The sequence below is a fragment of the Cupriavidus ulmosensis genome (assembly GCF_977008105.1).
On the sequence record NZ_CDRMWP010000001.1, the window covers coordinates 2898892 to 2919329 of the forward strand.

At 64.6% G+C, this 20438-nt stretch carries 32 protein-coding genes and 3 tRNA genes; 21 read left to right on the forward strand and 14 right to left on the reverse strand.

Annotation, left to right across the window (positions count from 1 at the left end):
- Positions 1-171 precede the first annotated feature (171 nt).
- The gene (locus ACWTPI_RS13250; protein WP_454731852.1) at positions 172-351 is read left to right on the forward strand and encodes a hypothetical protein; all 180 of its coding nucleotides are present in this window, start codon (positions 172-174) and stop codon (positions 349-351) included.
- Here ACWTPI_RS13250 and ACWTPI_RS13255 read toward each other — a convergent pair.
- From ACWTPI_RS13255 to ACWTPI_RS13290, 8 genes are all read right to left on the reverse strand, one after another.
- Complete coding sequence (locus ACWTPI_RS13255; protein ID WP_454731853.1) at positions 332-499, reverse strand: hypothetical protein; 168 nt, start codon at positions 497-499, stop codon at positions 332-334. The two genes, ACWTPI_RS13250 and ACWTPI_RS13255, sit on opposite strands and share 20 nt — an antisense overlap.
- 35 nt (positions 500-534) lie before the next feature.
- Positions 535-1179 carry a hypothetical protein gene (locus ACWTPI_RS13260; protein WP_454731854.1) on the reverse strand — a complete coding sequence of 215 codons (645 nt, stop codon included), beginning with the start codon at positions 1177-1179 and terminating at the stop codon, positions 535-537.
- 284 nt (positions 1180-1463) lie between these two features.
- Positions 1464-2216 (reverse strand): hypothetical protein, encoded by a 753-nt coding sequence (locus tag ACWTPI_RS13265; protein WP_454731855.1) that lies wholly within the window; start codon positions 2214-2216, stop codon positions 1464-1466.
- Positions 2217-2517: 301 nt separating this feature from the next.
- A complete protein-coding gene (locus ACWTPI_RS13270) occupies positions 2518-2709 on the reverse strand; it encodes a hypothetical protein (RefSeq protein WP_454731856.1) in 192 nt (63 codons plus the stop codon).
- Positions 2710-2726: 17 nt separating this feature from the next.
- Complete coding sequence (locus ACWTPI_RS13275) at positions 2727-5303, reverse strand: VapE domain-containing protein (protein ID WP_454731857.1); 2577 nt, start codon at positions 5301-5303, stop codon at positions 2727-2729.
- A gap of 3 nt (positions 5304-5306) precedes the next feature.
- Positions 5307-5441 carry a hypothetical protein gene (locus ACWTPI_RS13280; RefSeq protein WP_454731858.1) on the reverse strand — a complete coding sequence of 45 codons (135 nt, stop codon included), beginning with the start codon at positions 5439-5441 and terminating at the stop codon, positions 5307-5309.
- Positions 5438-5818, reverse strand: a complete 381-nt coding sequence (locus ACWTPI_RS13285; RefSeq protein WP_454731859.1) for a hypothetical protein — start codon at positions 5816-5818, stop codon at positions 5438-5440. Before ACWTPI_RS13285 ends, ACWTPI_RS13280 begins: the two co-directional genes overlap by 4 nt.
- A 2-nt stretch (positions 5819-5820) precedes the next feature.
- A complete protein-coding gene (locus ACWTPI_RS13290; protein WP_454731860.1) occupies positions 5821-6312 on the reverse strand; it encodes a phage regulatory CII family protein in 492 nt (163 codons plus the stop codon).
- Between the two features lie 85 nt (positions 6313-6397).
- Here ACWTPI_RS13290 and ACWTPI_RS13295 point away from each other — a divergent pair, with 85 nt between their 5' ends.
- The 5 genes from ACWTPI_RS13295 (at position 6398) to ACWTPI_RS13315 (ending at position 9215) form a co-directional block, all read left to right on the forward strand.
- Positions 6398-6574: a hypothetical protein gene (locus ACWTPI_RS13295; RefSeq protein ID WP_454731861.1), complete on the forward strand. Its 177-nt coding sequence runs from the start codon at positions 6398-6400 to the stop codon at positions 6572-6574.
- A gap of 1396 nt (positions 6575-7970) precedes the next feature.
- Positions 7971-8204 (forward strand): hypothetical protein, encoded by a 234-nt coding sequence (locus ACWTPI_RS13300; RefSeq protein ID WP_420994094.1) that lies wholly within the window; start codon positions 7971-7973, stop codon positions 8202-8204.
- A 92-nt stretch (positions 8205-8296) separates the two neighbouring features.
- Positions 8297-8443: a hypothetical protein gene (locus tag ACWTPI_RS13305; protein ID WP_454731862.1), complete on the forward strand. Its 147-nt coding sequence runs from the start codon at positions 8297-8299 to the stop codon at positions 8441-8443.
- Positions 8444-8451: 8 nt separating this feature from the next.
- Positions 8452-8994 (forward strand): hypothetical protein, encoded by a 543-nt coding sequence (locus tag ACWTPI_RS13310; RefSeq protein ID WP_420994092.1) that lies wholly within the window; start codon positions 8452-8454, stop codon positions 8992-8994.
- Complete coding sequence (locus tag ACWTPI_RS13315; RefSeq protein ID WP_059415557.1) at positions 8991-9215, forward strand: hypothetical protein; 225 nt, start codon at positions 8991-8993, stop codon at positions 9213-9215. Before ACWTPI_RS13310 ends, ACWTPI_RS13315 begins: the two co-directional genes overlap by 4 nt.
- Before the next feature lie 300 nt (positions 9216-9515).
- On the opposite strand, the gene ACWTPI_RS13320 is transcribed toward ACWTPI_RS13315, so the two are convergent.
- Positions 9516-9803: a hypothetical protein gene (locus ACWTPI_RS13320; protein ID WP_454731863.1), complete on the reverse strand. Its 288-nt coding sequence runs from the start codon at positions 9801-9803 to the stop codon at positions 9516-9518.
- On the opposite strand from ACWTPI_RS13320, the gene ACWTPI_RS13325 reads away from it, so the two are divergent.
- From ACWTPI_RS13325 to ACWTPI_RS13395, 15 genes are read left to right on the forward strand one after another with little or no spacing between them, the layout of a single operon-like run.
- Positions 9802-10098 carry a hypothetical protein gene (locus ACWTPI_RS13325; RefSeq protein ID WP_454731864.1) on the forward strand — a complete coding sequence of 99 codons (297 nt, stop codon included), beginning with the start codon at positions 9802-9804 and terminating at the stop codon, positions 10096-10098. The two genes, ACWTPI_RS13320 and ACWTPI_RS13325, sit on opposite strands and share 2 nt — an antisense overlap.
- 7 nt (positions 10099-10105) lie before the next feature.
- Positions 10106-10312 carry a hypothetical protein gene (locus ACWTPI_RS13330; protein WP_454731865.1) on the forward strand — a complete coding sequence of 69 codons (207 nt, stop codon included), beginning with the start codon at positions 10106-10108 and terminating at the stop codon, positions 10310-10312.
- A 6-nt stretch (positions 10313-10318) separates the two neighbouring features.
- Positions 10319-10615 carry a hypothetical protein gene (locus tag ACWTPI_RS13335; RefSeq protein WP_063923101.1) on the forward strand — a complete coding sequence of 99 codons (297 nt, stop codon included), beginning with the start codon at positions 10319-10321 and terminating at the stop codon, positions 10613-10615.
- Positions 10612-10842, forward strand: a complete 231-nt coding sequence (locus ACWTPI_RS13340) for a hypothetical protein (RefSeq protein ID WP_454731866.1) — start codon at positions 10612-10614, stop codon at positions 10840-10842. The genes ACWTPI_RS13335 and ACWTPI_RS13340 overlap by 4 nt, the downstream gene beginning before the upstream one ends.
- Positions 10843-10865: 23 nt before the next feature.
- On the forward strand, positions 10866-11453 hold the full coding sequence (locus ACWTPI_RS13345) for a PRTRC system protein E (RefSeq protein ID WP_454731867.1): 588 nt from the start codon (positions 10866-10868) through the stop codon (positions 11451-11453).
- A gap of 9 nt (positions 11454-11462) precedes the next feature.
- Complete coding sequence (locus ACWTPI_RS13350; protein ID WP_454731868.1) at positions 11463-11867, forward strand: PRTRC system protein C; 405 nt, start codon at positions 11463-11465, stop codon at positions 11865-11867.
- Positions 11864-12874 carry a PRTRC system protein F gene (locus ACWTPI_RS13355; RefSeq protein WP_454731869.1) on the forward strand — a complete coding sequence of 337 codons (1011 nt, stop codon included), beginning with the start codon at positions 11864-11866 and terminating at the stop codon, positions 12872-12874. Before ACWTPI_RS13350 ends, ACWTPI_RS13355 begins: the two co-directional genes overlap by 4 nt.
- The gene (locus ACWTPI_RS13360) at positions 12871-13584 is read left to right on the forward strand and encodes a PRTRC system protein B (RefSeq protein WP_454731870.1); all 714 of its coding nucleotides are present in this window, start codon (positions 12871-12873) and stop codon (positions 13582-13584) included. The genes ACWTPI_RS13355 and ACWTPI_RS13360 overlap by 4 nt, the downstream gene beginning before the upstream one ends.
- A gap of 2 nt (positions 13585-13586) precedes the next feature.
- Positions 13587-14372: a PRTRC system protein A gene (locus ACWTPI_RS13365; RefSeq protein ID WP_454731871.1), complete on the forward strand. Its 786-nt coding sequence runs from the start codon at positions 13587-13589 to the stop codon at positions 14370-14372.
- Entirely contained in the window at positions 14369-15193 is an 825-nt protein-coding gene (locus ACWTPI_RS13370) for a PRTRC system ThiF family protein (RefSeq protein ID WP_454731872.1), read from the forward strand. Before ACWTPI_RS13365 ends, ACWTPI_RS13370 begins: the two co-directional genes overlap by 4 nt.
- Positions 15162-15497 (forward strand): hypothetical protein, encoded by a 336-nt coding sequence (locus tag ACWTPI_RS13375; RefSeq protein ID WP_454731873.1) that lies wholly within the window; start codon positions 15162-15164, stop codon positions 15495-15497. The genes ACWTPI_RS13370 and ACWTPI_RS13375 overlap by 32 nt, the downstream gene beginning before the upstream one ends.
- A gap of 1 nt (position 15498) precedes the next feature.
- Complete coding sequence (locus ACWTPI_RS13380) at positions 15499-15720, forward strand: hypothetical protein (protein ID WP_454731874.1); 222 nt, start codon at positions 15499-15501, stop codon at positions 15718-15720.
- Positions 15717-17072, forward strand: a complete 1356-nt coding sequence (locus ACWTPI_RS13385) for a hypothetical protein (RefSeq protein ID WP_454731875.1) — start codon at positions 15717-15719, stop codon at positions 17070-17072. The genes ACWTPI_RS13380 and ACWTPI_RS13385 overlap by 4 nt, the downstream gene beginning before the upstream one ends.
- Complete coding sequence (locus tag ACWTPI_RS13390) at positions 17072-17503, forward strand: hypothetical protein (RefSeq protein ID WP_454731876.1); 432 nt, start codon at positions 17072-17074, stop codon at positions 17501-17503. The genes ACWTPI_RS13385 and ACWTPI_RS13390 overlap by 1 nt, the downstream gene beginning before the upstream one ends.
- On the forward strand, positions 17500-17790 hold the full coding sequence (locus tag ACWTPI_RS13395) for a helix-turn-helix domain-containing protein (RefSeq protein ID WP_454731877.1): 291 nt from the start codon (positions 17500-17502) through the stop codon (positions 17788-17790). Before ACWTPI_RS13390 ends, ACWTPI_RS13395 begins: the two co-directional genes overlap by 4 nt.
- Here the strand turns inward: ACWTPI_RS13395 and ACWTPI_RS13400 are convergent.
- The 5 genes from ACWTPI_RS13400 to pgsA all read right to left on the reverse strand — a co-directional run bounded on the left by ACWTPI_RS13400 (position 17762) and on the right by pgsA (position 20349).
- Entirely contained in the window at positions 17762-18961 is a 1200-nt protein-coding gene (locus ACWTPI_RS13400) for a site-specific integrase (protein ID WP_454731878.1), read from the reverse strand. The genes ACWTPI_RS13395 and ACWTPI_RS13400 overlap by 29 nt on opposite strands.
- 201 nt (positions 18962-19162) lie before the next feature.
- A tRNA-Cys gene (locus ACWTPI_RS13405) sits at positions 19163-19236 on the reverse strand.
- A gap of 107 nt (positions 19237-19343) precedes the next feature.
- A tRNA-Gly gene (locus ACWTPI_RS13410) sits at positions 19344-19419 on the reverse strand.
- Positions 19420-19505: 86 nt separating this feature from the next.
- Positions 19506-19581 (reverse strand) — tRNA-Gly (locus tag ACWTPI_RS13415).
- 165 nt (positions 19582-19746) lie between these two features.
- The gene (pgsA, locus tag ACWTPI_RS13420) at positions 19747-20349 is read right to left on the reverse strand and encodes a CDP-diacylglycerol--glycerol-3-phosphate 3-phosphatidyltransferase (protein WP_020205126.1); all 603 of its coding nucleotides are present in this window, start codon (positions 20347-20349) and stop codon (positions 19747-19749) included.
- Positions 20350-20438 lie beyond the last annotated feature (89 nt).

The window sequence follows — 20438 nt, forward strand, 5'->3', positions numbered from 1 at the left end:
GGAAGGACCCGCGGCCGCCCGGCGGCGCCCGGAGGGGGGAGGGGGGCAGCCCCCGACCGCCCCGCCTGCCGGCGCCGGTGCCCAGCGGCCGAGTCCTGCCGGTCTCCCTGTCACAATGGACGGCTGGGTGCCCCAACACCCATGCCCATCAACGCAACGACGAGGAGCAATATGAGCTTTACCAATGCGCGTCACAAGGCGGAATCAGCCGCCGAGCAGGCCAAAGCAGGAAACACGGATGAGGCGATCGCCTTGCTCGCCGAAGCTATCGCCCTCCTGGCAAAGGAGCAAGATGACTCAGTGCGCAAGATTCGGAGCGAGCTTTCCTCGATCAGGGCTCACCAGCGCTGATCATTTCAGCTGCTCGCACGGCGGCAGAGACGACCATCTCTGCCGCATCCACCGACCCGACACCACGATCGCGGGCCGCATACTCCGCCGCCATCCGAGCAGCGTCCACCGCAGCGCGAAACGTCGTTTCCTTCTGATCTTCAGTCATAAAAGCTCCACTCTTGTTGTGGTATGAGAAACACATCAGCGCCACGCCGTGGCCAGCGCATCGCGCCAGGCCATGAGCATCTCGCGCGCAAAGTTCTCGCGCGCCGTTGTCTCGGCCACCTCGAGAAAGCGCAGCCGCGGTTCATACTGCGCGCGCGTGGTGAAGACCAGCACGGGTATCAGGTCGCGCCCACGCGACCCGCGGTCGTAGATCCCGGCCGGCAGGCTGGCGCCGCGCGGCTGGCCGAGGAAGTAGCGCTTGGCCTCGCCCGACGAATTCAGCTCGGCGGCGATCTTCTTGATGGTGCCGCGCGTGAGGTTGCCGTACTGGTTCAGCTTGGCGCCAACGCTGGGCACGGCGATGCCCTTGCCGAACAACCGCTCGAACGTCTTCTGCTCGCGCTGGCCGCCCTCCACCTCCGTACGCAGGTACACCGCCTGGCGATCCTTGACGAAGACCGAGGCCTCCAGCAACGCCTTCGTCGCCGAGCTGGTGCCAATCGCTGCGCGCGTGAAAGGCACGGGGTTATCGAAGGCCCGCACGATCTCGGCGGTCTCGGCATCGCGCACCAGCCCGGCCAGGCGCGTGAGCCCCCGCGCCGCCGCGAACGGCATCTGCCGCTCCTGCGCATCATCGAACGCACGTATCACCGAGCGCATGTCGACATTGACTGTTGCCATGCCTTTCTCCAAAAAGACACGGGCCGGCGCCCCACCGCACCGGCCCGCTGAAGGCCCGCCCGGCCAAGGGCGAGCGGAGACACCGCGTGGTTGCCGCTCGAGCGGCGGAAATGAAAAAGCCCGGAGGCTTGCGCGCTCCGGGCTTCAGTGACTTGCGTTTTGTATGGACGGCCAGATCCCAACGAACCAACCAGGCACCCCTAATTTTTATTCTGTCCTGGGAGGGCTGCACGACTAACGCGAGTGCCAGCGAAAGGGATCGGCATGGCCGACTGGAGCGAAGTCTAGTCCATGTCAGTCGGAGATGCAATGCGCACGCGAAGCTGGCGCGCCACCACATTCTCCGTGTCGCCGTCGAAGGCATCCAGCACGGCCAGCATGCCCAGCAGCACGTCGGACCATCGCCGCCGGTAGGTTTCCAGCGGAAGGCGGAGCGCGTGGGCACGGTCCGCATCGGCATATCGGGCGCGGCCGGAGCCGCCGCACCCGGCGCACACTGCCATCCGATGCAGCTTGCCGCCGGCGGCCACGCCGCCCAGCCCGTCGCATCGATCGCAGCGATCCCGCCAGCGCAACACTAGGCCCGGCGCCGCGAAGGGAATGCGCTCCTCCCACGAGATCCATCGCGCGCCGCCGCAGACGGGGCAGCCGTCGCGCCCGCGCACCACCGCGCCGCCACCGACTCGCCCGCGGCCGGAACAGCTCGAGCAACGATCATTGACCCACTCGGCCACGGCCCGCGCTGCGAGCCGCTCCAGCAGATCGCCGTCGCCAAGATCGGCTTCCGTCGCGCGCCGGCTCATGCGATGGCCCCGCCGCAAGCGCTTCAGGCCGCGCGCCCGGCGCGCCAGGAGCAGCGCGGCGCGGTGGAATGTCTGCGGCGCGGTGTCCTGGCCGTACTTGAGGCGCCAGAGCATACGGCCCAAGTCATCGGCGAAGGCCAGCGCCCCGAGTTTCATCTCAGGCTGGGCCACGGCGTCGCCCAGCTGCCCTTTCGGATTCATCGCCGCGGCGACCTGCTCCCTCAGATCGTCCATTCGGCTCTCCCTCTCTCCGTCCCAATGTCCCAAACGTCCCAAGAAAAAAGGAATGTCTTGTGTGCGCGCGCAATGCGCGTGCACATGCCCGCTGCGTGTGTGCACGCGCCGCGCGCTACACGAGAAAAAACGAATTTTCTTGGGACGCTTGGGACGGCTCCCCGGAAACCCTTTCTGGGTAAGGATTTCCGGGCGTCCCAAGAGGGCGTCCCAAGACAATTTCCCTTGGGACATGGGACACGTCCCAAGGGCCGTCCTTGGGACGCCACCTCTTGGGACATGGGACGAAATGTTCCATGCGTTACTTTTTGCGCTCCAGCCGATAGACACCATTCGTCTGTTCGACGACAAGACCGGCCGGCGTCCAATCCCGCAGCTGCTGCAAGGTAGTGACCTCTTGCAGCATGAGCGCGTACATCGAGTCGAACAGCGCCCGGGAGTGCTGACTTGCCTCCCTTCGGATAGAGCTTCGTTTCACGGGCAGATCGGGCATGGGAGATCGCTTGAGAGTTAAAGGGGCGCATCATCATCTCCGATCCGCGCATCGGTTGGCAACCCCGCTGGCGCGGCGGGGGGAATGTCCGCGAGCGCATCGGCGACATCCGGCGGGTAGTACACCCATTCTCGCTTGCCACCCGCACCTGCCTTCCCGTCGCGCCGACGTACCCATCCCAGCGCCTTCATGCATTTGCCAACACGGCGCTGTTCAGGCAGCGTCCACTTGGCGACATCGAGACGGAGGCCTTCGGAAAGCAGTTCCGTCATCGTCGCCGAGTCCCTGAAAGCGAGGAATCTACTGAGCTCATCCTGATAGGCGTCGCCCTCATATCGGTCATCTTGCTCTAGCTCGAACAGGGGGCGCTCATCCTCCGTGACCCACCAGATGACACCCTGCCGGTAGAGATGCAACGCCTCCGCCCATAACTGATCGCGCGCAGCTTCGAGGCCAACACGATCGATCTCTCGCGCCACCCGCACGGGCCAGTAGCGTCTATTTCCGGTCTCGTCCTTCAGGTAGGTATCCAAGTTGACCGTGCCGGCGAAAACACACTGGCGTGGCACGTCGGAGGGCCGCTTCCCATAGAAGGGGCGGTATCGGTCGATAGATTGCCCGAAGAACAGTTTCGCCTGTGAGCTGTCGGCCTTATTGAACGAGTCGAGCTCTCCGAGTTCCACGATCCATTTCCCGCGGATGATCGTGTAACCATCCTTGTCGCCAATTTTGAACGGCGCATCGGTGAACCATTTCTCGCCAGCGAGAATCTTGAGTGCCGTCGACTTATACAAGCCCTGCGTGCCCTCGAGAATCAGCACGTTGTCGGCCTTGCATCCCGGCCGCACGATGCGGGCTACACAGGCCACCAGCCATTTCGTGGCAACCTTGCGGGTGTACTCCGAGTCTGCGACACGGAGATATGTCGAAAGCCACGTCTCAACCCTGCTTTGCCCATCCCACTCGATGCATGCCAGGTACTGCCTCACGTCGTGATACTTGTGCGTATCCGCTGCAAGCAGCACCGCATCCATGACAATATCCTTGCGCGGATGAATTCGGTACGACTGCTCGATCCAGAGCATTGCCCGGAGGTCGTCCATATCCGACCACTCGCCTACCTCGCCGCCCGGGAATGGCGGTGGCTGCAGCTTGGCCACTTGCCCCGTGAACTCGTCGTACGCAATGACACCACTCCATCTCGAATGGCACATGAGAATCCTGTAGACGTTCATCATGGAAGGCAGTATTTCTTGGCGCTTGCCGCGCTCGAGGTCCTGCTCCCATGTGTGAGCTCCATTCTCCGCATCGGCGTCATCCTCGCCACCTACTGCGCCAGCGGGCGGTAGGGGTGTAGGAGCGACAAGCGACAGCTTGCCCTTCCGCCCGGGCTTGCCCGCCGTCGCAGCGGGCGCCGGCGCATCGCTCTCCGACTTCGGCCGAGCGTCCGGCGGCATCAGCGCAGCCAGCACCGCGGCGGAGATCTGCTCGCGCACCACCTGGAGCCCTTCGGCACAATGCAGGTCGTTGAAGTCGGTCCAGGCATTCTCCCCGCGCGCCGCGAACGCTGGCGCGACGACGGAAGCATTGCCCAGCTCCGCCGCTGCCGCGCGGGCGCGCGCCAGGCCCGTGTTCTCGAAACGCACCGTGTGCGGCAACACCCGGTCATTCGACACCGTGAGCGCCAGGTACGTGCCGCCCCAGGCATCAACCTCACGCGCGAGCGCGAACTCGTACCAGGTGCCATTGCACTCCAGCCGCTGCGACGGCGCGCCGGCCTCAAGCGATTGCGTCAGGCCGTATCGCTTGAGGAGGTGCGCCGCGAGCTGGCGCTCTATCATCCAGTCGTCGTCAGCGCAGAAAAGCAGATGCAGGTCCGGGTACTGCTGGCGCGCGACACGGCCCACCTCGAGCAAATTGCCGGCATCAAAGGCGATGAACGCAGCCATCGCCTCATCCGTTGCCATGCGAATGGAGCGCACGGTAGCGTAGCCCTCGCCGATCAGCGCAATGCGGTCGGTCTCGCCCGGCTTGCCGAGCCGGCATGCTGCGCCTTTCTTCGCCATGCCTTTGTTGAACCGCTTGCTGCCGTCCGGCGCGATCTTCTGCAGGCCGACCAGCTGGGCGGTGTCGTACCGGATGACCGGCACGTAGATCGTGCCGTCGGGGTCAAAGCGCACCCACTCCGGCGTCAACTGCTTGCGCGCGAGGTATTCTGACTCGCCCGTCGCCGCGGCGCGCCGCCACTGCTCCGTGGCCCGGCCGGCCGCGCGCTGCGCCTCCAGTGTCCGGCGTTCCTCCTCCTGAACCTCTAACTGCCGCTGGCGCTGCAGCATGTCGGCGCGCTCGGCCGCCGACAGCTTGCCGCCCTCCGCCTGGAATTTCTGCGCGCCATTGTCCAGGCCCTGCCATTCGCCGAAGCTACCAAAATATTGGACGGCGCCGCTGGCCAGCAGCGCCTCGTGCAGGACATACCATGCCTTCTTGCCCGGCCCGTACCGCTTCACCTTGCCGTCGGCGACCGGGTGGCCCTCCGGCAATGCCGGCATGCCGGCCTGGGCGAGCTGCTGGACGATCTGATCCAGTGTCGCCATGAATTATTTCCCCGTGCTTCGCGCCGGGCCGAGCCGCCGAAGTCGCGCGCAGCCCGCTGCGCTGCGCATGTTCACGCGCCGGCCGACCGCACGCAGCAGGCGTGCGTCGTAACGGGGCTTCGATTGGGTTTCGCTCATGATTTCTCCCTGATGCGCCGCCATTCAGCGGCATGCAGTTCAACGAAGTGGCTGTAGTCAGCTTCGGAAAGGATCTCGGAGAGCAGGCCCGCGTAGACCTGGCGCTCCGGCTTTGCGGCGATCGCCGCGCAATGCGCTGCGGCGGCCGGGATGAAGTGATCGAGGCAGCCGGCCGCGCGCGCGATGTCGCGCACTGCGCCGGGCATGAAGATCGAGAGGAGACGCAGGAGAAAACCGGGCAACCGCTCCGGGCTGTCCTCCGCCAGCGCGCGGCAGGCGCGCGTCGCGCAGCTGTGCATACTGGCCAGGCTGCATTCGAGCCCCTGGCCGGCTCGCTCGCCCCTGCAGCAGACCATTCCCGGATGGAAGCGCGCCATGACTATTCCGCCACGGCCGCGCGCGCGGTGATGAGCAATGCTTGCAGCGCCTGCTGCGCATCGCGGATACGCCGGGCAACCCGGTCCGCTTCCCTGCGCGTGATCTTGCCGTCGGCCAGTGCGTCCTGAATCGCGGTGGCCACGTCGCCGTGACCCAATCCAACTCGCAGGAACTGCTGCAGGACGCAGTCCACGCCGGCTGCCGTGGGCGCCGCCTCGACGACTAGGCCGAACGCGGCGGCGCGCGCGTGGATCACGTCGAGGGCATGCGGCTGGCGAAGCTCCTGCATCCATTCGACCAGCAGATCGAGCATCTCCACCGACAGCTTCGTATCGGCCTCGCCGCGCAGGCGTAACCGCAGCGCCTCGGCGGAGATGCGCGTGCCGCGCCGGTTTGTGAGGTAGGCCGCGGCCGCTTCAACGCGGCCCGGGGTGTTTCGCACCGACGTGTAGAGAACGTCGAGCCAGTTCGTTTCGCTGTACCAGCACGTCATGCGTCACCTTTGGAATTTTGGTTTTTCATCCTGTTTACGCACCGGCGCCCCCTCTACGATGCAAGCCATCACGAGGAGCACTGGAATGAGCCGAATTGAAAAAGCGACGCGCGCGATGAGGGCGGCGAGGATGTACAAGCAGAACCGACAGCCGACATGGCCGCCGCGCAGCCAGTTGCAGAGCGCGTTCGCTGCCCGCGCCGGCGAGGCCAGCGGCCGCGAAATCTCGTTGCGGCAGGCAGAAATTTCTGTCGGCAAATGACAAACACATCTGCTCAGCCCCAGTGCCAAACTTCGGCGCATGTACACCTACGCAGAACGCCTTCGATGGGCGATGGACCAAACCGAGCCGCCGACGACGCGGCACGGCCTGGCCCGACACATCGGCGTTCGGTATCAGTCAATTCAGTACCTCTGCGACCCAAATCGGAACGCAAAGGGAAGCCGGCACACGCCAGCAATCGCGCGCGTACTCGGGGTGTCATCGGAATGGTTGGCCACGGGCGCCGGCTCCCCGCGAAAGAAGGCATCAGGGCGGACTGCTCAGCGCGACGCGATCGCCGATTGCATACTTGCCGCCCACCGACTGCTGGCCGAGCTTGAGCGCTTGGCACGCGCACTCGACGAGCACTGAGCTGGCGCCGAGCCACTACGAGACTCCACCAGCGTCAACAGACGAGCCGTAGAGAGCCGCGCAGTCCTCCGGCGTTACATGACCATCTGATACCTGTTTCGTCCTAAGCGCCTGCTCAAGGGTCATGCGAACCCGCCCGAGGAGCCACTGGCTCACCAGACCTTGCGAGACGGGCGGGTCAAACATCCGACCAAACGCGGCTTGCGTGAGGCCTTCTGTCTTGAGGAATTCGGCAAGGTGCATGGGCGAGGGAGAAGGTGTTATGAACGCGGCCCCAATAATAGTCCGACTATTTAGAAAGATCAATAGTCGGACTGTTTGACGATTATAAGTATCACTAATAGATTGATCGCATGCCCGCCAAGCCCCTCACCCCCGAGCAACTAGCCGACGCAACACGACTGCGCTCGGCATGGGATGTATTCCGACGCAGCAACACCAGCGTCACGCAGGAGTGGCTCGCCGATCAGTGCGGTTGGAAGACCCAAGCCGCAGTGAGCCAGTACCTGCTCGGCCGAATTCCATTGAATCTGCCAGCGTTGCTAAAGTTCGCTGGCGCCCTCGGGGTTAGTCCGAGCGCAATCAGCCCAGCACTGGCAGGACAACTGCCAGAGGGCGGAAGCGAGAAGCCATCGACGCCGCCAGCCCCCACTCCTCGTAAGAGTCCGGCCTTGACCAGGCTGCTCCGCTTGCTCGCCGAGCGAGATGAGGACGAGCTGGAACGAATCACTCAGGCAATCGAGCTTCTGCTGTCGACAGCGCCCAAGACAAAGCCGACCGTCATCGAATTCACGGGCCTACACCCACGACCCGGTGGTGGTCGTCGCAAATCTAGCTGACCACCTCGCGGCCTCGCCTGGCCCATCGATTGGCCCGCCCAGGAGGCGGGCTTTTTGTTGCCCTGCTCTCTGCCATTCAGGCAGATGCTTTTGCCTCCCCCGTCATAGGGGAAACCGCATCGCTCCTACGTGCCGTTACCCAATTGAAAGGTTGGACCCTCTCCAACCTCACAGGAGATGCGTCCATGACGAAGGTTTTCGATCTAGCTGCATATCGCAAACGACAGGCAGGAGCGGCGGCCGATGACGGTCAGGCGGGCTCGGCCGATGACAAGATGGTTGTCCGCCTACAAGCAGACGGCTCCTACAGGGTCACGATCACTGGCGCCTACGCGGACACCCCCTCTCTCGCCGTCGAGGCGCTGGCCGACATCATCCAGACACTAGCCATCGCTGCCCGCGTAACCCGGGCCATCTGAAAAAAATAGTCGGACTATTTACAATAAATAAAAGTCCGACTATTATTCGATCCATCGACGCGCCGCCCGGCGCTCATCTGATGGAGAGCGAAGTGAACAAAACCCAACGTATCAAAGTCTGGATCGCCTACGTCGCAGCCGTGGTGGTCGTCTACGTCGTGCACTCGATCGCGCTGGAGCGCGACCAGGCCGCGCCGGCCACCCCGACCACCACCAGCACCACCCATCGGACTGCGTGAGGTCGGCCATGCATCTCGAACACTTCCGCGTCTATGGCGCAGCCGGCTTCCACTACGAATCCACGCCGAATCCTTGGGTTGTCGTCGACGACTATGGTACCGAGCACGATGACTTGGGCAACCTCGATGTGCCGTACCACCAACGGCAGTACCCCAAGCGCGCCGCCTTGCTGTACGCGGACCACCAGGACCCGGATTTCTTCCATGCCAGCACGTGCACCCCGCGCTGGTACCGCATCGACGAAGCGACTGCGTTCTCTACCCCCATCGGGCTGAGCATCGAGGGGTACCTGCGCATCAGCTTTCAGGTCAATCCGCATTGGGATGAGCAGGTTGGCGATGCCTACTACGAACGCGACCGCGGCGCCCGCCTGGAACTCCTAGAGCAAAGCGTCTCGATCGGCGGCTATGACTCGACGTGCCCGATCATCCTGGCTGCGGCCGAACTCGAGGAATTCTGCTGGCAGTACATCGAGCTGGAGCGCGCCCGCGAGCAGGCCAAGGAAATGCGCCGCGCCGCGGACGCCCAGGCCAGGAGGTCATCGCGATGACCGCCGCTCCGAAGAAAAGCTACAGCACCGTGCACGAGCTGGCGTTCCTGCGCACGCTGGGCAATGAGCACACGCGGCCCACGCTCCTGCGCAACTACATCGCGGCGGCACCCACGCGCAACACGTGGGGCGCCATCGACAAGGCCGCGGTGCTGAGCTTCGCCACGCAGGAACTCGCCGCGGCAGAGGCCCGGCTCAGCGCGCACGCGAGGTCGGCATGAGCACGGTCGACCGGCTGGCCAACGGCTATTTCAGCCGGCACCCGGTGCAGGGCATGGTGCTCCTGCTGCTGGCCTTTGGCGTGGCAGGCGCAGTCGCGCCGCCGGTCGATGCGCTCAGCGATCCGGGATGGCAAGCACGTGCTGGCGCGACGAGCGGCCATCCCCAAGCAAGAGCAGCATGCATGCCGGCACTTCGGCCTGGTTCAGCCAGAAGGGTGCCGTCAGATCCGATTCCGAGTTCCACGGTGCGCTGCGCACGTCAGTGCAGGCTCCGCACGCTCGCCGCCGGACACCGGTCCGCTATGTGCGTTGTTGATGCCGCTCATAACCGCATGCGCCACATTTGTAATAGTCCCGCTGCACCCCGACGTCACCGAACATCGGGTCCGCTTCCGTCCGATCCAGGCCGAAGCTCAACCCGTGGCACTTTGGGCACTCGTCCCGCTTCGGCGCCTGCGCCGCTGAACGTTCAAGCATCTCGACACGCTTCTTCAGAGCATCGACCTCCCGAACAAGTCCCACGACCTGTTTCCACACAGGCAACTGCTCCAGCAGTTTGACCAGATCCCCAACGGAGAAAGACAGCATGTGCACCCCCTTGAATGAGCCGAACGAGATGAAAAAGACGAAAGACGGCGTCGCAGTCCTGCGGCCGCGAATTGAAAGCATATCAGTCCAACCAGGTGTCGCCGGAACAGCCACGATGGTTGTCACGGATGGCCGAGCCACGCTCACGTTCATTCTCGGTACGGATCACCGCCGCTGGCTGGCGGCGCTTCTCTTGGATGACTCGACGCGCACGCTGGCAAGCGAGACGCCGGCGCTACTCGTCCACCCCTCCGCCCCGGAAGAGGCCACACCCGCCACCGGCGCACCCTTCTAACCCGCCCGTGTCCATCCCGGCCCTGCCCGACGCCGACGTGCTCCGCGAGCGCGTGCGTCTCCGCCTGGTTTGCAGCGAGGCGGAGGCGCTGGCTCCCGGCCCGATCCGCAGGGCCATCGAAGCGGCGGCCCATGCCCGCCGTAGCTCGCGCGCGCCGGCCGGCCAGCCAGCACGCGCCGACCTCAAGAAACTCGCCGCCGGCGACAACGAATAGCGACCCATGAACGAAATGACACGCCTCAAGACGGACCGCGCGGCGCCGCCGCGGCTCACCACTGCCATCCTGGTCGGGAAACACGTCGTCGTCCGCCGCCCGATCCCCAGGACGCCGTACCACACCTACACGGTGATGGACGGGAATACCCCTGTGTGGTCGCTGATGAGCTACCCGGACGCCGACGAGTGCGAGCACGCTATCTGGCGTCATCGCGCCGCCGCGGTGCAGGCAGACCAGACGAAGATTCGCAGGCCCGTAGCCCGCACCGGAGCCCGGCGCGCGAAGAAGGGGGCGCTGTGACTGCGCCCGATCATCCCGCGCGCGCCCAGGCCGAAAGCATCGAGTTGCTCGCCGAAGTCGCGGCGTGGCGCGAATGCGCGGCGGCCCAGCACGCCTATCGCTACCTGCGCGCCCGCGTGGGCTCGCAGGAGGAAATGCTCGCCGCCCAACGCCTCGAGGCTGCGTTCCGCGCCTGTAGGCCCTACGTCGACGCCGCCACCGGCGTCGCGCCGAAATCCAAATCCTGATCCACCCCAAGCAAGGAGCCCACATGTTCCGGGAATTGCACGAACTCGCCCAGGCCTCGCCGTTGATGCTCACGATCGTGGCCGAGGGCGAGCAACTGCGCGTTACCGTCACGCCGCAGCTCGACGCCTCGAAGACCGTCAAGGCATCGCCTCATCCGCTCTACATCCTGGCCACGCCCGACGAGCTCGACGCCGACTTCGCCGCCGCGCTCAGCATCTATGCCCCCGGCGCGCGCTCCGTCCTGGAGCAGGCCTCCGCAGCGGCCGCGGCGAACGGCAGCACGAAGGACAATGCGTTGCCGGGGCCGACGGCGAAAGGCAGTAACAAGGGGCCAGGCCGCGGCAGGCCGCGCGCGCAGAAGGCGGGCGAGCCTGCACAGGACCCATCGGGAAACAAGCCTAACGGCCCGGACGACGCCAGCGACGACAGCGGCTCGGACGATGACAATCAAGACTCGCCAGGCAGCGCGCCCGAGCAGATCCCGGAAGGCATTTCCCCCCCTTCCCCCGCTGCGCCTGCAGAAGGAATCGCGCGCGAGGAAACGCCCAGCGATCCCGCTCCCGCGGGAGAAATCGACCCCCGTCAAATCGGCCTCGAGCTGCCCATCTAAGGTGACACCATGCAGGTCAACATTCTCTCGCGCGAGTTTCGCTACAACGGCGTCAAGCTCGCTGACCCCTCCCCCAGCTTCACGCTGGCGCAGGTTCGTGACTTCTATGCGAACACCTACCCCGAGATCGTCAATGCAGAGATCGAGGGCCCGGAACTGCAAGGCGAGAAGCACATCTTCTCGTTCCGACGTGCCGTCGGAACGAAGGGTAACAAGGGCGGTCCGCTGACGCCCGAGGATATGCGCCGCATCGTCGAGACTGGCGACTTCGTGAAGTCGAAAGGCGACCGAATCGCGCCAGAGCACATCAACACCCCGGTGGCGCGCGCGATAAGGCTCATCGGTCTTCGTCGCGATGCCAGCAGCACCGCAAGGCTCTACCCCCCTTCCACTTCCTTGCCGCTGCTCCCATGACCACGCTCTCCCTGCCACGCCTGACCGACGTGCCTAAGGAATTCGTGGTGCCCGGCGATTCCACATGGTGCAGCCAGCTACTGCTCTCTCTCATCGACGGCGGGGCGATGTTGCCCGTTGACTTCGTTGGCCGGCCCACCAATGCCGCGGAACTGCTGAAGAACGCCCTGCGCAGGCACTGGCTCGAAATCACCAGAGGAGAGCGCATTTTCCGCTGGAACCTCGGCGTACAACTGATGCGGCCGCACCCGGCCGCCGGCGCCTACGCGGGCTGCCCCTGGCTGGCTATCTACCCTCCTCAAGACGAACGAGGGTGGTTTCCCTGCGAACCCTATTTCATCGGTCCGGCTATCACTCAGCTGGAGACCGCCATGAAAGGGCTCGGCCAAACCGTCCTAGCCGTGTTCTATGACGCACTGGTCTACCTGCCCAACACGCTCACGCCGCGCGATGCCCTGTGGCAATGTTCCGCAACCCATTGGTACTATTGCAGCAACGAGGAAGATGCTCTTAGGGAAATTGCCTCGCTAAACGACATAACCGTGGAGCGGGCACGGGAAGACTACGCCGAGATACCTAGCCGCGCGGACATTTTCGGCGATATGCCGACATGGGCCACCGGACCAAGGCGAGTCATTTCCGATCCCCAAGTCCGAACCGCGGCCGCACGCGACTCGTTCGCCCGCAAGGTTGTCCAAGCAATAGACACCATCGTTGCCATCGTGCACACCGGCGGCCCATTCGCAGATTGCGGCCACGGCGAGTCCGAATGCGATTCGGTAGCCTGGTGCGCATGGTTTCGCTGGTCCCCCACGGACCAGGCGCCCCGCATCCTCGATGACTGGACAAACGAAGCCCTCCAGGGCGACTACATCGAGGCGGCCACCGCAGTGCCGTGCCCGCCCGGCGAGCAGCAGGCCGCCGAATGGCTCACTCGCATGCGCTCAACCGCCAAGCTGGCCAGGGCCATCGAGAATCTTGTTGACCTCATCGGGGAACGGCCATGAGCAGCGTGCACATTGCCACCAGCGGGGACATGGCGGCGCTCCTCAAGCAGGCGATCCTGCTGTACTGCTCGGAGAACCAAGAGGCCGTCTACGCCACGATCCACAACGTCAATATCGACGGCAAGACACCCGTGCTGCTGGCCGGTCGCGCGATGACACTGCCCGACCTGGCCACCTTTGCAGCAGCCGCGGCGCGCCGCACCGCCTATCACGGCTTCATCGACGAGCGGCTCATCTATGCAGGCCCCAACACCATTGCCTGGTGGACCCCTCCTCAACGCCGGCATGTCTGGTTCGGCGCCGGGTCCGACCTTGGCGAGGTGTCGGGACCTGCCAACCATCCCGGCCTGGTCTTCGTCGCAACTGGTGAACGCTGGTACGTGTTCGCGCTGCGCGACATGTTCCGGCCGACACCGGAGAGCCGCGTCTACGTTGCACCCTACTTCAACGTCTGGGACTCGGGCCAGATATGCACCGGCAATGTTGATCTGCCGGATCGCCCGGGGCCGGCCTCGATCGTCGCCTACGAGAACGCTTTCTTTCGCAGCAATTTCACGCACCCCAACCAGCCCCGGGTGGTCAAGCGCCGCGGCGGCGCGAAACAGCTCTGGCGCGACCTGCTGGCCGGCGCCGAATTTCCGATCCGCTGCCTGATCCCTCGCAACGAAACGCTCGCCGACGCTATTGCCCGCGTCACCAAAGGAGAATGACCATGCAAGCCCTGATAACCGAGTTCAACGCGGCGGCGAAAAGCGGCATCGAAACCATCTCTGGAGCGCTGACGCGCTTCGTCGAGGAAGCGGCCAGCAAGGTGGAGGCCGCGCTCCACAACCCGATCGCGGCCTCGCGCGACGATGCTCAGTATCCGCTCGATGAAAAGCTCTGGCAGAGCGCGCCCACCGTCGCTGTGCCGAAATACGCCGAGTTCCAAGCATTGAAGGAAGTCGGCCACCGCTTCCTGGCCACGGCCGAGGGGCTGTATATCGAAGTGCGCCGCCCCTGGCTGCACTTCATCCAGCCCATCGCCCAGCTGCAGGAGAACTCGCCTCGGCCGCCCTACGGCACCGTCGGCAAGAAGGTCGAGTTGGCGTTCCAGCGCCTCGGCGTGGTCTTCCCGCTGATTCGCCAGTTTGTGGAGGCCGCGCGCGCGGCGCTGCCGAACGAGCATGCCGCATGGATCGTCTGGAATTCCCGGACGGGCGATCTCAACTATCGGGAGGTCGATGCCCCCTCCACGAGCCCGAACCACGTCGACATTCGACGGCCGGCGCTGGAGGAATTTGAAAGCCTTGCCTTCGACATCCACAGCCACGGCGACGACCCGGCGTTCTTCAGCCCGACCGACGACGGCGACGATGCCGGCGAAGTGAAGATCGCGTGCGTAGTGGGCGACCTCGGGCCCGGCAAGACACCTAGCATCGTCTTCCGCATCTGCGTGCTCGGCATGACCATGCCGATCAACGTGCCGGCGAGCGCCGTATTCGGGGAAACGAAGTGAGCGGCGTTCACCTGACGCCTTCCGCCTGCCTCAGTCGCGCGACAGAGGTGGTGCTGGTCGGGTGCGGCGGGAATGGCTCGCAAATGCTGACGGGGCTCGCACGCCTGAATCATGCCCTGGTCGCCCTTGGCCACCCTGGCCTGCGCGTGGTGGTCTTCGATCCCGACACGGTAAGCGAGGCCAACATGGGCCGCCAACTCTTCAGCGCGGCCGACGTTGGCCTGTTCAAGTCCGTGGTCCTGGTGCATCGCGTGAATATGCACTTCGGGTTGGAATGGATCGCACGGCCGAAGCGCTGCGAGGCTGGAGAGCTCCACCATTTGCAGGCGGGAACCATCGTCATCGTTTGCGTGGACAGCGCACACGCGCGCCTTGCGCTGCATAAGATCATCGTGCGCCGGCGCGACATCTACGTGCTGGACCTGGGCAATCGTTCAAGCGATGGCCAGGTGATTTTCGGCCACACCCCCCTGGACAAGGTACAGATCGCCGAGCGTGGCGAGATCCCGCTCAGGACGATCCACCCCGCAGAAAGCGCGCTACTGCCGTACCCCTACGATCTGCTGCCCGAGCTGATCGACACCAGCCGGCCGGACGACGATACGCCCAGCTGCGGCCTAGCCGAGGCGCTCGAGCGTCAGGAGCTGTTCGTCAACCAATCCGTCGTCACCCCCGCGCTGGCCATCCTGTGGGAATTTTTCCGACACGGCCGCATTACCTGGCACGGCGCCTTCGTCAACCTCAAGACCGGCAGCATGCGGCCGGTCCCCGTCCCTGAAAGGAAAGCTCATGAAACGGATCTCGTGGCCATTCCCGCGTGAAGTGAAGCTCGCCCACGGCGATGCGCGCGAGGGTGGCGACCCGGACCAGTCGCCGGCGCCGGCCGAGCTCTTGCGCCGCCTGCGCGCTGCGGAACAGGCACGCGCGGAGGCCGAGTCGCTGCTCGCCGTGGCGCGCGAGGCGAACGTCGCGCAGGCCGCCCGGATTTTGCGGCTCGAGCAGCTGGCGCGCGTGCTGATAGCCAGCGCAAGAAGGAACCCGATGCAGGCGCTCGCGCGCTGGGTGAAGCATGGCCCGGAGTCACACTTCCTCGCTTCGTTCAACCAGCCCGGCCAGGAAAAGTGACATGACCAACGAAAATATCATCGGGAAAGCCGAGGCCTGGCGCAATAACGCCGATGGCCCCTACACGTCGAGCGAGGTGGTTGTTTCGATCACGGACGATGGCCAGCCGCGCAACTTTATCGAAATCGGATTCCAGTTGGGCGATCGACGCGACCAGGTATTCCTATGCGTCGATGCCGAGGCGCTGCTGCTGGCGGTCCTGCGAGTTAGGAGCAAGCGATGAGCAACGAGGACAGGAACAGCCGCAACGAGCGAGTGGCCGAGACGCCCGCCCGCGACGTTCTCGCCGGCTACGGTGCTGCGCCGGCGGATAGCCAGGTTGAGGCTACAGCGGCCATTATCGCCGCGCACTTGCTCGGCCAGCCACAGCGCGACGACGTTGAATGGGTGTCGCGCTTGATCCGCGCCATGCTCGCCGCATCGCCTGCCGCCCAGCACCAGAGCGAGCCGATTGCATGGGTGCACGAGGAAGATCCCTCGCGCGCAATCTCGGCATTGCAGAAGGCCGGCATGCTGCGAGATGGTGGCGCCGGCGCTTCGTCGGTCCGCCCTTACTCAATCGCTGCGTTCGAGCATGCTGCCCCGCAACCGAGCGCCAAGGCGCTGGATGTCGAGGCCATCATGACCAAGGTGCAGGAGTTTGCCAGCGCATGGGCGGTAGCCGGCGGCAGGTTCGATGATGGAACCGCAATGGACCGGGCCGAGGAATGCCGGGCGGAACTGCGCGCCCTCCTGGCCGCAGAGCAGCCCGGCACCACCTTCCAATCTCGCGTCGAGCCGTGGATGCTCGCCTGCTTTGGCGCCGAGATCGCGGCCGACACCGAAGAGCGCAATCACCGCTTCCTCGAAGAGGCCTTGGAACTGGTGCAGGCATGCGGCGCGACCGCAAGCGAAGCGCACCAGCTCGTCGACTATGTGTACGGCCGGCCCGTGGGTGACAAGCACCAGGAGGTCGGCGGCGTGATGGTCACGCTGGCCGCGCTGTGCCTCGCGCAGGGTCTGGATATGCACGCCGCCGGCGAGACCGAACTCGCCCGCATCTGGACCAAGGTCGAGCAAATCCGGGCCAAGCAGGCGGCAAAGCCGAAACACTCGCCACTGCCGCAGCATGTCGCAGAGCAGCCCAGCGAGGACGAACGCGATGCGGCTGCCCGCACGCTGGAGCGCCTGGGCTACACCTACCACGGCGCCGAGCTGTGGGAGCCGCCCATCGGGAGCGCAGCGACGGAGCTGCCGCGCCACGCGCTGGAGGCGTGGCGCGCCGTGGTACGCGAGCGCCGCCGCCAGATCGCGGAGGAAGGCTGGACGCCGGAGCATGACGACGAGCACGCAGAAGGGCAACTCGCCCAAGCTGCCGCCACCTATGCTGCCGCGGCCGCGCTTGACGGCCCGGATGCCTCAGTAATGCAGGATTTAGGGGCCCGCGGCACGCCACACCATATCCTCGCAATGTGGCCCTGGGATCTGGAGTGGTGGAAGCCGAAGGACCGCCGGCGCAACCTGGAGCGGGCCGGCGCCCTGATCCTGGCCGAGCTGGAGCACCTCATCCGCGCTGAGCGAAAGGAAGGTGCGTGATGGGCTGGAGCATCGGATACGACAACAACTGGAACCGCGACATCGGCTACGGCGTACCGGCCGTGTGCGATCACCCTGGGTGCAACGCCGAGATCGACCGCGGCCTTTCCTATGTCTGCGGCGGCGAGCCATACGGTGGAGAGCACGGATGCGGCCTGTACTTTTGCGCCGCCCATCTGTGGATCACCGCCCGTCGGCCGCAGCGCTGCGAGCGGTGCAGCAAGCACCGCAAACCGTTTCTCGCCAAGCCTGATTGCCAGGAATGGATCGAATGGAAGCTGACGGACGAAAGCTGGCAGCGATGGCGCGAGGAGAACCCCGAGGCCGTTGCCGAGATGCGCACCGCTATCGGCATACCCCTTGCCCCAGGGCCGAACGCGGCGGAAACGCAGGCCACGACAACCCCGGGCCCTGAGGAACCCGCAAAATGATCGGCCCCCTCCACCTCATCGAAGCGCTGACATCCGACCAGGTGGCCGAGGCACTCGGCTGCGAGCGGCAGCATGTGAACGAGCTCGCAGCCGCCGGCAAGCTGCCTGGTGTGAAATACGGCCGCTCCTGGCGCTTCCCGGTTTCTGCGCTTAAGCAGTACCTGGCCGAGCGTGCGCTCGAAAACGTGGCGCCCAAGCAGTATGAGCAGGCGAAGCCAGCTCAGAAGGGGCGCGGCCGCGCCAAGCCACTGATGGACCTCACGCAGACCGTTCGAGTGGCGGCTTGACCCAAAGCCGGTCGGCGAGGTCCGAGCCGCGCAGGCTCAAATAGCGCATGAAGACACGCGGGTCCTTGTGACCCGTGATCTTCATGACCTCCTCGCCCCGGTACATCCAACCACCGGCCCCATCCCGCAGTAACACCCATCGGCATGTCGCTTCGTGCCGAAGATCGTGCTCCGTGAGGTCCTCACAGCCCGCGTACCTGAACACACGGCCGAAGGCGCGGCTAAGACGACTCGTGACACGATTCAGCACCTTGTCGCTGTCGTCTACGCCATCCCACCACGGAAAAATCATTGCCCCCGGCCCGCGAAGGCGGGCGGCCCTGAGACGACGCTCCAGCATCCCATGCAGTGCCGGCAGTATCGGAACATCCCTGGCCGCGCCGGTCTTGCTGTCGGCGACGTGGATGGTCCAGAGGTCGAGCAGCACGTGCTCCGGCCGCAGTCGGTACGCCTCTCGCAAGCGCAGGCCGGTGCTGGCCACCAAGTCAAAGAGATCGATCATCGCCTCTCGCTCAGGCATCAGTAACGGCCGCTCGCGGTCCTCGCGCTTCTGGCCGTTCATTGCCGCCAAGATCCGATCCTCTTCCCCGTCCAGCAGGCGCCGGCGGCGCTCGACATCGATTTTCACGACCTTTTCTTTGTCGGCCGCCAGCAGGATGCGCTCGCGCTCGTTGTAGGTGGAGTAGTTTTTTGGCAACAGGCGCAGCGGATTGGCCAGCGGCTGGCCACCGTCCGCGGCCTCGCGCTTCAGATGCCAGTCCAGCATGCGCGCCAGGCATCCCACTCGCTTTCGGATGGTCCCGGGTGCCAGGTTTTCCACGAGTTTGAGGGACCGGACCCACTCCTCCACCCATTTGTACTGCAGCACGTCGACGAGACGCTTGGCACCGATCGACAGCACCAGCAAATCCAGCAGCCCGCGATCCAGCACGCTCACCGACACCGCATCGAGGTATTCACGGGCAAGGCGCCCGACTGTCGTGCCAGCCGACGCTTTCGGTTGGCTAACTGCTTCACGCGGAATCAGGCCTTGGGCCAGCATCGCCTCAAGCTGATTCCCATACTCACGCGCCTCCGCCTCAGTTTCGAACGTGGCCGTGTACGGCCGGGGTAGCAGCTTGTGCTTCACTCGCAATTCGAATTTGGCGCCGCGCGCGCGAACCATCGCCATCTGCCCTGCTCCCGTTATCGTTTGTTGGACTCGCGTACACGACCGACAACTCGCGTACACGCCCAACCCTAGCCGTTTCAGGGTGGCAGTGCCACCTTTTTAGGGTGGCAATAGGACTATTCTGACGTTTTTGAGGGTGTTTTCGGCGAATTCATCGGAACGCCAAAAAAGAAAAAGCCCTGATAAATCAGGGCTTTAGATTGGAGGCGGGGGTCGGAATCGAACCGGCGTACACGGCTTTGCAGGCCGCTGCATGACCACTCTGCCACCCCGCCGGGTGACTTTGCTGCTGGATTGTAGCCGCTATCGACCGACCCTGCCGGGGCCGCGCCACGCGCCACCATCACAAACAAAAAGGGAAGCGGCGCTTCCCTTTGGGACCTGGAGCGGGAGACGAGTCTCGAACTCGCGACCTCAACCTTGGCAAGGTTGCGCTCTACCAACTGAGCTACTCCCGCATTGGATACTGCTGATTACTGCCGTACTGCCGAAGCCTGCCGACCATCGCGCGGCATACACCCACGCTGGCGAACATTGCAAAAACTGGAGCGGGAGACGAGTCTCGAACTCGCGACCTCAACCTTGGCAAGGTTGCGCTCTACCAACTGAGCTACTCCCGCATGTTCCTGCCGACTTCTTGGCTAAAACGCAACTTCTGTGCCGATACTGCTGCCATCTCGATGCGTTCTTGCCGTATTTCGCTTCGTTCGGTTTGTTTCGTCAGAAGCGAGAACAGGATTATTGCAAACCGGAACATCCTCGTCAAGCATATTTTCACCGAAACATCATTTTTGTACGGTGGCCTGTCCACCCATGCCGCTGCGCTCGCGGATCTGCGGCCACGCGAGCTTCATGTAATAGAACATCGACCACAGCGTCATGAACGCCGCCACGTAGATCATCCACGTACCGAGCACGGAAGCGTCGACGATGCCGAGCAGGCTGTCGTTGAATAGCAGCAGCGGGATGGCGATCATCTGGAAAGTGGTCTTGAGCTTGCCGAGGAAATTGACGGCCACGCTCTTGGACGCGCCGATCTGCGCCATCCACTCGCGCAGCGCCGAGATGGTGATCTCGCGGCCGATGATGACCAGCGCGATCAGGTCGGCGACCCGGCCCAGCGCCAGCAGCGAAAGCAGCGCCGCCGCCACCATCAGCTTGTCGGCCACGGGGTCGAGGAAGGCGCCGAAGGACGAAGTCTGGTTCCAGCGCCTGGCCAGGAAGCCGTCCAGCCAGTCGGTGACCGCCGCCACGATAAAGAAACCGGCGGCCGTCATGTTCTTGGCGTGCATCGGCAGCCATGCCTCGGGCAGGTAGTACACCCCCACCACGAGAGGAATCATGGCAACGCGGAGCCAGGTCAGCAGGATCGGTATATTCAGCGGCATTGGGGGGCCCGGGACGAGACAATGGCGGTAAGCAATTCCGCGATTGTCGCTTATTTCAACGCCGTCCGAGCATTTCGCGCCGCGCGCGC